The organism is Ruegeria sp. BHSB064 (assembly GCF_059613205.1).
This window is the reverse complement of record NZ_JBXWSB010000166.1, coordinates 1-7,855: the sequence shown is the minus strand read 5'-3', so window position 1 is coordinate 7,855 and position 7,855 is coordinate 1. Positions and strand designations below refer to the sequence as shown.

11 protein-coding genes are annotated in these 7,855 nt (G+C 57.4%); all 11 read right to left on the bottom strand.

What is annotated here, in order from left to right; translation table 11 throughout:
- Nucleotides 1-641 (bottom strand): proton-conducting transporter transmembrane domain-containing protein (locus AC2FNU_RS22770; protein WP_496793037.1); only part of this gene is annotated, 641 nt, incomplete at its 3' end.
- A 7-nt stretch (nt 642-648) separates the two neighbouring features.
- A complete protein-coding gene (gene nuoK, locus AC2FNU_RS22765; RefSeq protein ID WP_005984024.1) occupies nt 649-954 on the bottom strand; it encodes an NADH-quinone oxidoreductase subunit NuoK in 306 nt (101 codons plus the stop codon).
- 4 nt (nt 955-958) lie between these two features.
- Nucleotides 959-1,561, bottom strand: a complete 603-nt coding sequence (locus AC2FNU_RS22760) for an NADH-quinone oxidoreductase subunit J (RefSeq protein WP_170615376.1) — start codon at nt 1,559-1,561, stop codon at nt 959-961.
- Entirely contained in the window at nt 1,558-1,968 is a 411-nt protein-coding gene (locus tag AC2FNU_RS22755; protein ID WP_171092158.1) for a carboxymuconolactone decarboxylase family protein, read from the bottom strand. The genes AC2FNU_RS22760 and AC2FNU_RS22755 overlap by 4 nt, the downstream gene beginning before the upstream one ends.
- Nucleotides 1,965-2,459 (bottom strand): NADH-quinone oxidoreductase subunit NuoI, encoded by a 495-nt coding sequence (gene nuoI / locus AC2FNU_RS22750; protein WP_039524264.1) that lies wholly within the window; start codon nt 2,457-2,459, stop codon nt 1,965-1,967. The genes AC2FNU_RS22755 and nuoI overlap by 4 nt, the downstream gene beginning before the upstream one ends.
- Complete coding sequence (locus AC2FNU_RS22745; protein WP_496793029.1) at nt 2,456-3,229, bottom strand: methyltransferase domain-containing protein; 774 nt, start codon at nt 3,227-3,229, stop codon at nt 2,456-2,458. Before AC2FNU_RS22745 ends, nuoI begins: the two co-directional genes overlap by 4 nt.
- A 4-nt stretch (nt 3,230-3,233) precedes the next feature.
- A complete protein-coding gene (gene nuoH / locus AC2FNU_RS22740) occupies nt 3,234-4,271 on the bottom strand; it encodes an NADH-quinone oxidoreductase subunit NuoH (RefSeq protein ID WP_171092162.1) in 1,038 nt (345 codons plus the stop codon).
- 204 nt (nt 4,272-4,475) lie between these two features.
- Nucleotides 4,476-6,497, bottom strand: a complete 2,022-nt coding sequence (gene nuoG, locus AC2FNU_RS22735; protein ID WP_496793026.1) for an NADH-quinone oxidoreductase subunit NuoG — start codon at nt 6,495-6,497, stop codon at nt 4,476-4,478.
- A 7-nt stretch (nt 6,498-6,504) separates the two neighbouring features.
- Nucleotides 6,505-6,951, bottom strand: a complete 447-nt coding sequence (locus AC2FNU_RS22730) for a DUF5333 family protein (RefSeq protein ID WP_496793024.1) — start codon at nt 6,949-6,951, stop codon at nt 6,505-6,507.
- A 3-nt stretch (nt 6,952-6,954) separates the two neighbouring features.
- Entirely contained in the window at nt 6,955-7,359 is a 405-nt protein-coding gene (locus tag AC2FNU_RS22725; RefSeq protein ID WP_496793022.1) for a DUF5333 domain-containing protein, read from the bottom strand.
- Between the two features lie 101 nt (nt 7,360-7,460).
- Nucleotides 7,461-7,855 (bottom strand): hypothetical protein (locus AC2FNU_RS22720; protein WP_496793020.1); only part of this gene is annotated, 395 nt, incomplete at its 5' end.

Below are 7,855 nucleotides of genomic sequence, written 5' to 3'. Positions count from 1 at the left end.
AGCTTTTCTTCGGCCAGTGCTGGGGCCGACGCGAAGATGTCCGAGAAGTTGATGCTGTCGGTCAGGAAGAAGATCGCGAAGATCCCAAGCGCAAAGCCGAAGTCACCCACCCGGTTCACGATGAACGCTTTCATCGCCGCCGCATTGGCCGAAGACTTGCGATAGTAGAAGCCGATCAGCAGATACGAGGCGACACCCACACCTTCCCAGCCAAAGAACATCTGAACCAGGTTGTCCGCTGTCACCAGCATCAGCATGGCGAAGGTGAAGAAGGACAGATAGGCAAAGAAACGCGGTTTATAGCTTTCGCCTTCGCGCCACTGCGGATCGTGATCCATGTAGCCGAAGGAATAGAGATGAACGAGTGCCGAAACGGTTGTCACCACGATCAGCATGATCGCGGTCAGACGGTCCAGACGGATCGCCCAGCTTGTCGACAACGAGCCGCTTTCGATCCAGCGCATGATCTCAATCTGCTGCGTCACCCCATCAAATGTGAAGAAAACGATCCACGACAGCAGACAGGCCAGAAACAGCAAACCCGTAGCCGTCCACATAGCGGCTTTCTCGCCAATGAACTTCCAGCCAAAGCCGCAGATCAGCGCGCCCACGAGCGGGGCAAAGAGGATGGTGGTTTCCATAATTCTCTTAGCCCTTCATCATATTGACGTCTTCAACCGCGATGGTGCCACGGTTGCGGAAGAAGCAGACCAGAATGGCCAGACCAATCGCCGCCTCGGCCGCTGCAACGGTCAGCACGAACAGCGTAAACACCTGCCCGACCAGATCGCCGAGGAAACTGGAAAACGCCACGAGGTTAATATTCACCGCCAACAGCATCAGTTCGATGCTCATCAGCAGGATGATGACGTTCTTGCGGTTCAGGAAGAGACCGAAGATGCCGATGACGAACAGCGTCGCCGCGACCGTAAGATAGTGTTCAAGTCCGATCATCGTCTCAAAGTCCCTGCCCCGGTTTCACGTCCTTCAACTCCATCGCCTTGGCAGGGTCGCGCATCATCTGGCCGACGATGTCCTGACGCTTGATGTCCTGACGGTGGCGCAGCGTCAAAACAATGGCACCGATCATGGCGACCAGCAGGATCAGGCCCGCCAGTTGGAACAGAAGGAAATATTGATCATAAAGGATGACACCCAACGCCTCAGTGTTATGGCGGTCCGCTGGAACTGGCTGGGCCAGATTGGCCGCCGCACCCTGCGCGCTGTCCCAAGCGCCAAAGGCCATAACGAACTGCATCAGGATGACCAGACCGATCAGCAGGGCCAACGGCATATAGCGCGCCATCTCGGCCTTGAGCTCGGCAAAGTCCACGTCCAGCATCATTACAACGAACAGGAAAAGCACCGCGACCGCGCCCACGTAGACGATGATCAGCAGCATCGCCACAAACTCGGCCCCCAGCAGCACGAACAGGCCCGCCGCCGACAGGAAGGACAGGATCAGCCACAGCACCGAGTGCACCGGCTGGCGGCTGATCACCGTGAACAACCCGCCGGTAATGGCGCTGATGGCAAACAGATAGAAGGCAAAGACGGTCATTGATCCTCATCCTCGTTGCCGCCCATGACCTCTTGCGCCAGATCCAGCGCGCGGGTCATGGCCGGGATGCCGGCAAAAACCGACATCTGACCGATCGTTTCCACGATCTCTTGTTTCTTGGCACCCGCTTCCAGCGCATGGCGCACAGTTTGGCGCACGGCACTGTCCGCTTGCGCGCCCTGACAGGTCAGCCCGGCCAGCGTCAGCAGCAGGCGGGTTTTGGCATCCAGCCCGTCTTTGTTGACGGTGTTGCCGAACATCATCTCCATGACCTCTTTAGGCATGGTCGGCCACAGCGCTTCGAACCCCTTGGGCGAAAAGCTTTCCATAGCCGGGTTCATCGCCTTGGCCATGTCCTGAGCCTGCTTCATCATCAGCTCGAACGGATTTGTCGGGCTGTCAGTCATCGATACGGCGCGTCCATTTCCAGATTGCGGGCGATTTCGGCTTCCCAACGTTCGCCGTTATCCAGCAGTTTTTCCTTGTCGTAAAACAGCTCTTCGCGGGTTTCCGTGGCGAATTCGAAATTCGGGCCTTCGACGATGGCATCGACCGGGCACGCCTCTTGGCAGAAGCCGCAATAGATGCATTTGGTCATGTCGATGTCATAACGCGTTGTGCGGCGGCTGCCGTCTTCGCGCGGTTCCGCGTCGATGGTGATGGCTTGCGCCGGGCATATCGCTTCACACAGTTTGCAGGCAATGCAGCGTTCTTCGCCATTGGGATAACGACGCAGCGCATGTTCCCCCCGGAATCGCGGCGACAGAGGGCCCTTTTCATGTGGGTAGTTCACGGTGGCTTTCGGGGCAAAGAAGTACTTGAGCCCCAGTTTCATACCGACCCAGAAGTCCTGCAGCAGAAAATACTTGGCGGCGCGGGTGTAGTCGATTTGAGTCATAGAGAGCTAACCTTCTGATCATATCGCGTTTCACCGGCGTTGGAGTAGTCACGCCAGTGCGTCTCGTAGTCACTTTGAAGAACCGTGTCCATGAGAGCCGCTTCGGAACCGCGCTGGATTTCATAGTACAAATAGACCTGCCCATCCGGGAGGGCATCGCCCAGGTCGATCCGCCGTTCTCCATCCGCCGGATCTTGTAGATCCAAAATCGCCTGATGGAAGGCATGGCTGCGTTGAATCGCCTGGCACGTGTTGACCACGCAGCCCGCGTTCCGACGCCAGAACGAATAGACCAGTTCCGGATTGAATTGATACATTCCATGCCCGGCCCAGCCGTTCAGGCCATTCACCGAGATGAAATGACCGCCGGGCTTCAACATGCGAAACACGTTTTCCAACGCAACGGGGACGTTAAACACATGCTCAATCGTTCCACCGTCGAAGATGAAATCGAATTGACCCGCAAGCTCTTTCGGAATGGGGCGGTTTAGGTCCTGAAGAATCGTTGCGCCTTCATGGTCCGAGAAATCCATAGTTTCGACTTCACCGAAGCCCAGCTTGCGAAAGAACGTCTCGCTGTAGCCATCCGACTGCTGGAGGTCTTCCAACTGAATATGATCCAGTCCCTCTCGGCGCAGTTTGCGCTGAAAGATCCTGGGGGGCCGCAGACGAACAAATTCCTGACGGCCCAGCATCAATGAACGGCCTTCCACAGAGTGCCGTGTCGAAAACTCGACAAGCTTGGAGAAGACTGTGAAATCGATACCCAACGCGTTAGCCCCCTGTGCTCCAACGGGCGAACGCACCCCAGAACCAGTCGAACTTTGCCGCGAAGGCCACAAAGACTACCCAGGCCAGCGAGAACGGCAGGAAGACTTTCCAACCCAACCGCATCAGCTGGTCATAGCGATAGCGCGGCGTGATCGCCTTGACCATTGCGAAGAGGAAGAAGAAGAACGCCATCTTCGCAACCATCCACAGCACGCCATCGGGCAGGCCCGGGATCGGCGACAACCAGCCACCGAAGAACAACAGCGTGGTCAGTGCGCACATCAGGAAGATCGCGATGTATTCACCGGCCATGAACAGCAGGAAGGGTGTGGCAGAGTATTCAACCTGATAACCGGCGACCAGTTCCGATTCCGCCTCGGGCAAATCGAACGGGGGTCGGTTGGTTTCCGCCAGCGCCGAAATGAAGAACAGGAAGACCATCGGGAAGTGCGGCAGCCAGTACCAGCTGAAGAAGCCGAACGAACCGTCCTGCGCACGCACAATGTCACCAAAGTTCATCGACCCGGTCGAGATGATAACACCGATGATGATCAGGCCGATCGAAACCTCGTACGAAATCATCTGCGCCGCAGAGCGCAGAGACCCAAGAAACGGGTACTTTGAGTTCGACGCCCAACCGCCCATGATCACGCCATAAACTTCCAGTGAAGACACAGCGAAAACATAGAGAATGGCGACGTTGATGTCCGACAGAACCCAGCCATCGTTGAACGGGATCACTGCCCAGGCGATCATCGCCAGCACAAAAGAGGTCAGCGGAGCAAGGATAAAGACGGTCCGGTCCGCCCCCGCCGGGATGACGACCTCTTTGACCACATATTTCAGCGCGTCGGCCACCGATTGCAGCAAACCGTAGGCGCCAACCACGTTTGGCCCGCGACGCATCTGGACAGCCGCCCAGATCTTGCGGTCGCCGTAAACAAGGAACAACAGCGAGATCATCACGAACGCAACAACTGCAAGCACTTGCGCCAGAATGATGATGGCTATTCCGCCTGGGGTGTTAAAGAAATCAGCCATTGGTCCTCACACCGTGGGTATTCCGTTTTCCGCACGCGATGCAAAGGCCAGGTGCCTGCGCAAAGTGCGACTGGGTCGGCGCGTTGGTGTAAACAGCATCTGCCGCTTCAGCGCCACCCTTAATCTTCAGTTTCACACACAAATCCAGCGCGGCGAACTGCCACCCGGCAGCCGCCTTTACTTGTAATATGAAACGGTTCCGGCTCATTCCGCCGCGATCTTTCCAGTCCGACGCGCCTGTGCCTGCGCTGAAAGCTCGGCCATCAGTTGCGACGCACGGGCAATCGGGTTGGTCAGATAGAAATCCTTGACCGCATTGCGGAACGTGGCCTGACCCAGCGGCGCTGCATCGAGCGGTTGAACCTCATTCTCGATCACCTCATCGATCCGGGCCAGATGCGGCACAGCCTCAATGAGTGCAGTTCGCAATTGCGCAAGTGAGTCGAATGGAAGTGTCGCGCTCAATTCGGCCGATAATGCCCGAAGAATTGCCCAGTTTTCCTTGGCTTCGCCCGGTGCAAAACCGGCGCGCATCGCCACTTGCGGGCGTCCTTCGGTGTTCACGAACAAGCCGTTTTCTTCGGTGTAGGCCGCGCCCGGAAGAATCACGTCGGCGCGGTGTGCGCCACGGTCTCCGTGACTGCCCTGATAAATGACAAACGCGCCTTCGCCGATCTCAACCTCATCGGCGCCGAGATTATAAATCACGTCGGCAGCGCTGACCGCATCCATGCCACCTTCGTTGGTTGCATTTACATCCATTGCACCCACGCGAGAGGCTGCTGTGTGCAATACCAAAAGCCCGCTTTCGGTATTGGCCGCAATGGCTTGCGCGGATGCTAATACTGCAGCACCATCCGCTTCTTGCAGGGCGCCCTGCCCCACGATCACTAGCGATGCTTTACCCTTGATGGCGTCATCACCACCCATATCGACGACCTTCTGCAAGGCCGCACGATCATCGCCCATGTGATGGTAGTCATAGGTCAGATCTACTGCCGGACCGACCAAAGCCACCTCGGCCCCGTGCGCCCAGGCTTTGCGGATCCGCGCGTTCAGTACCGGAGCTTCATCGCGCGGATTGGTCCCGATCAGCAGAATGCGTTCAGCCGAATCGATGTCTTCAATCGTAGCGGTCCCGGCATAAGCCCCACGGTTGCCAGCAGGCAGCTTGGCCCCATCGGTGCGGCATTCGACAACACCGCCCTGCCCTTCGATCATCTGCTTCAAAGCAAAGGTCGCTTCGACCGAGGCCAGATCACCCACGATCCCAGCAGGCTTTTCGGCCCCTTTCAGCGCCTCAGCAGCTTTGGTCAGCGCCTCGGGCCACGACGCCGGACGCAACTTACCGTTTTCGCGGATGTAGGGCTTGTCCAAGCGCTGACGACGCAGGCCATCCCAAACAAAGCGGGTCTTGTCGCTGATCCACTCTTCGTTCACGCCATCATGGTTGCGCGGCAGGAAGCGCATCACTTCGCGCCCTTTGGTGTCCACGCGGATATTCGAACCAAGGGCGTCCATGACGTCGATGCTCTCGGTCTTGGTCAGTTCCCATGGGCGAGCGGTAAAGGCGTAAGGTTTCGACGTCAGCGCCCCAACCGGGCACAGATCGATGATGTTGCCCTGCAGGTTCGACTCTAGCGTCTGGTTCAGGTACGAGGTGATCTCGGCATCCTCGCCCCGCCCGGTCTGACCCATCTGCGTGATCCCGGCGACCTCAGTCGTGAAACGCACACAGCGGGTACAACTGATGCAACGCGTCATCGCCGTGCCCACCAGCGGGCCAAGATCCAGATCGTCCACAGCACGCTTGGCTTCTTTGAAGCGCGACCCCGACAGACCATAAGCCATAGCCTGATCCTGCAAATCGCACTCACCGCCCTGATCGCAAATCGGGCAATCCAGCGGGTGGTTGATCAGCAGAAACTCCATCACGCCTTCACGGGCTTTTTTGACCATGGGCGAGTTTGTCTTGACGACCGGAGGCTGACCTTCTGGCCCCGGACGCAGGTCACGTACCTGCATCGCGCACGAGGCCGCAGGTTTCGGCGGGCCGCCGACTACTTCGACCAGGCACATCCGGCAGTTCCCGGCAATTGACAAACGTTCATGGTAACAAAAACGCGGCACTTCGACCCCGGCTTGTTCACAAGCCTGGATCAGGGTCATCGCGCCTTCGACTTCGATTTCCTGCCCGTCGATATTGATCTTGCGGAGGTCAGACATGATTTCGTTAGCCTTTCAGGAATGCACCGATCCGGGTGCCGTTGGCAATCTCGCGTTCGCCAGCTGCGCAGAACGTGTCGGGCTCGCCCACGACAACACCGCTTTGCTGGATGTATTTGATTAGGTCGTCCTGTGCACGCTTGCGCGGAATGGCATCTGCCAAATAGCGTATGTCGCTTTCTTGATAGCCCTTGGCCTTGAGCTCGGCGTCCAGCGTTTTCATCTGCGCCTGCGCCTCGGGCCGATTGAACTTGATCGACCGGCATTCACCGGCGATTTGTTCAGCCACAGCAGCGGCAAACGCAAAGTCGTACAGTTCCGGTGGCAGTTCGGCGCGAAACTCTGCCCGAGAGGCAGCGTTGTCAGTCGCAGAGCTGGTTGGCGTTTCGCACGCCGACAATGACATCAGCAATGCGACACCAACTGTTCCGGATCTGAGAACCTGAACACCCATCCGTCAATCCGCCCTCAAGTAAACGCCAATGGCGCTGTTTCGCTGGATTTCCTTCTGGCCCAGCGTGCAAAACGTGGTGGGGTTCTCATAAGTCACCCCGTTTGAGGCCAGATAAGCCTCACCTTTGGCGCGCATGCGGTCTTTTTCCGCGTCCGACTCGACATAAGACCGGATTTCCCGGTCTGTGTATCCCAAGTCGTTCGCTTTGGAGCGCAGCCCCCACATCACACTGATCGCTTTCAATCGTCGCCCGCTGATCGAGGGGCAGTATTCCGAAATCTCGTTTGCGATGGCGATGTAATAGAGTTCATTGTCGATCTCTTTGACATCCCTCAAGGGCGGCTTGGCTTCTGCCGCCGTAGGAACAGCCATCAAGGCAGCCAAAGCGATTGTTTTTGCATATGACATGGGATTTCCTTTCGTCTTGGAGCCTCCAAGACGAAGGGATGCGCGTCTGCTAGGCAATAACCCCAAACGCGCCCCGTCGTGATATGCAAAAACACTGGTCATCATGGGCGTTTGCAGGTTCCTGCAAATGTAAGTTGGTCATCCGCGATGGTAAGCTGTTGCGGTTCCGTGTCCGGCCCCACTTTCCAATTGATCCGCGACGACCCAAAGTTTTGCACACAGAACTTCGTACCTTCGTGGCGCCCGGCCTCGCGCGCGCCATCCAATGACGCAGACACACCTTTGACGACCACAGTAAAGTCAGCGGGCGACTTCTTCTTGTCGACAGCTTTGGCCTTGGTCCGGAACGCCTGACCATCGAACAGAAGCCGGTCTTCTGACGGCCTGATCAGGCCGCACGCGGATACACTGGCCAAAGCCAGAACAACAACAAGGGTTTTAGTGGCCTTCATATGTTCCCTCTTTGTAGTCTTATCCGCCATTTCACCATCAAAAC

What these genes read in the sequence shown, in the direction of transcription:
- nuoH (WP_171092162.1), bottom strand. Translation starts at nt 4,271, where the DNA reads ATGGCTGATTTCTTTAACACCCCAGGCGGAATAGCCATCATCATTCTG.
- AC2FNU_RS22755 (WP_171092158.1), bottom strand. Translation starts at nt 1,968, where the DNA reads ATGACTGACAGCCCGACAAATCCGTTCGAGCTGATGATGAAGCAGGCT.
- nuoI (WP_039524264.1), bottom strand. Translation starts at nt 2,459, where the DNA reads ATGACTCAAATCGACTACACCCGCGCCGCCAAGTATTTTCTGCTGCAG.
- AC2FNU_RS22725 (WP_496793022.1), bottom strand. Translation starts at nt 7,359, where the DNA reads ATGTCATATGCAAAAACAATCGCTTTGGCTGCCTTGATGGCTGTTCCT.
- nuoK (WP_005984024.1), bottom strand. Translation starts at nt 954, where the DNA reads ATGATCGGACTTGAACACTATCTTACGGTCGCGGCGACGCTGTTCGTC.
- AC2FNU_RS22760 (WP_170615376.1), bottom strand. Translation starts at nt 1,561, where the DNA reads ATGACCGTCTTTGCCTTCTATCTGTTTGCCATCAGCGCCATTACCGGC.
- nuoG (WP_496793026.1), bottom strand. Translation starts at nt 6,497, where the DNA reads ATGTCTGACCTCCGCAAGATCAATATCGACGGGCAGGAAATCGAAGTC.
- AC2FNU_RS22730 (WP_496793024.1), bottom strand. Translation starts at nt 6,951, where the DNA reads ATGGGTGTTCAGGTTCTCAGATCCGGAACAGTTGGTGTCGCATTGCTG.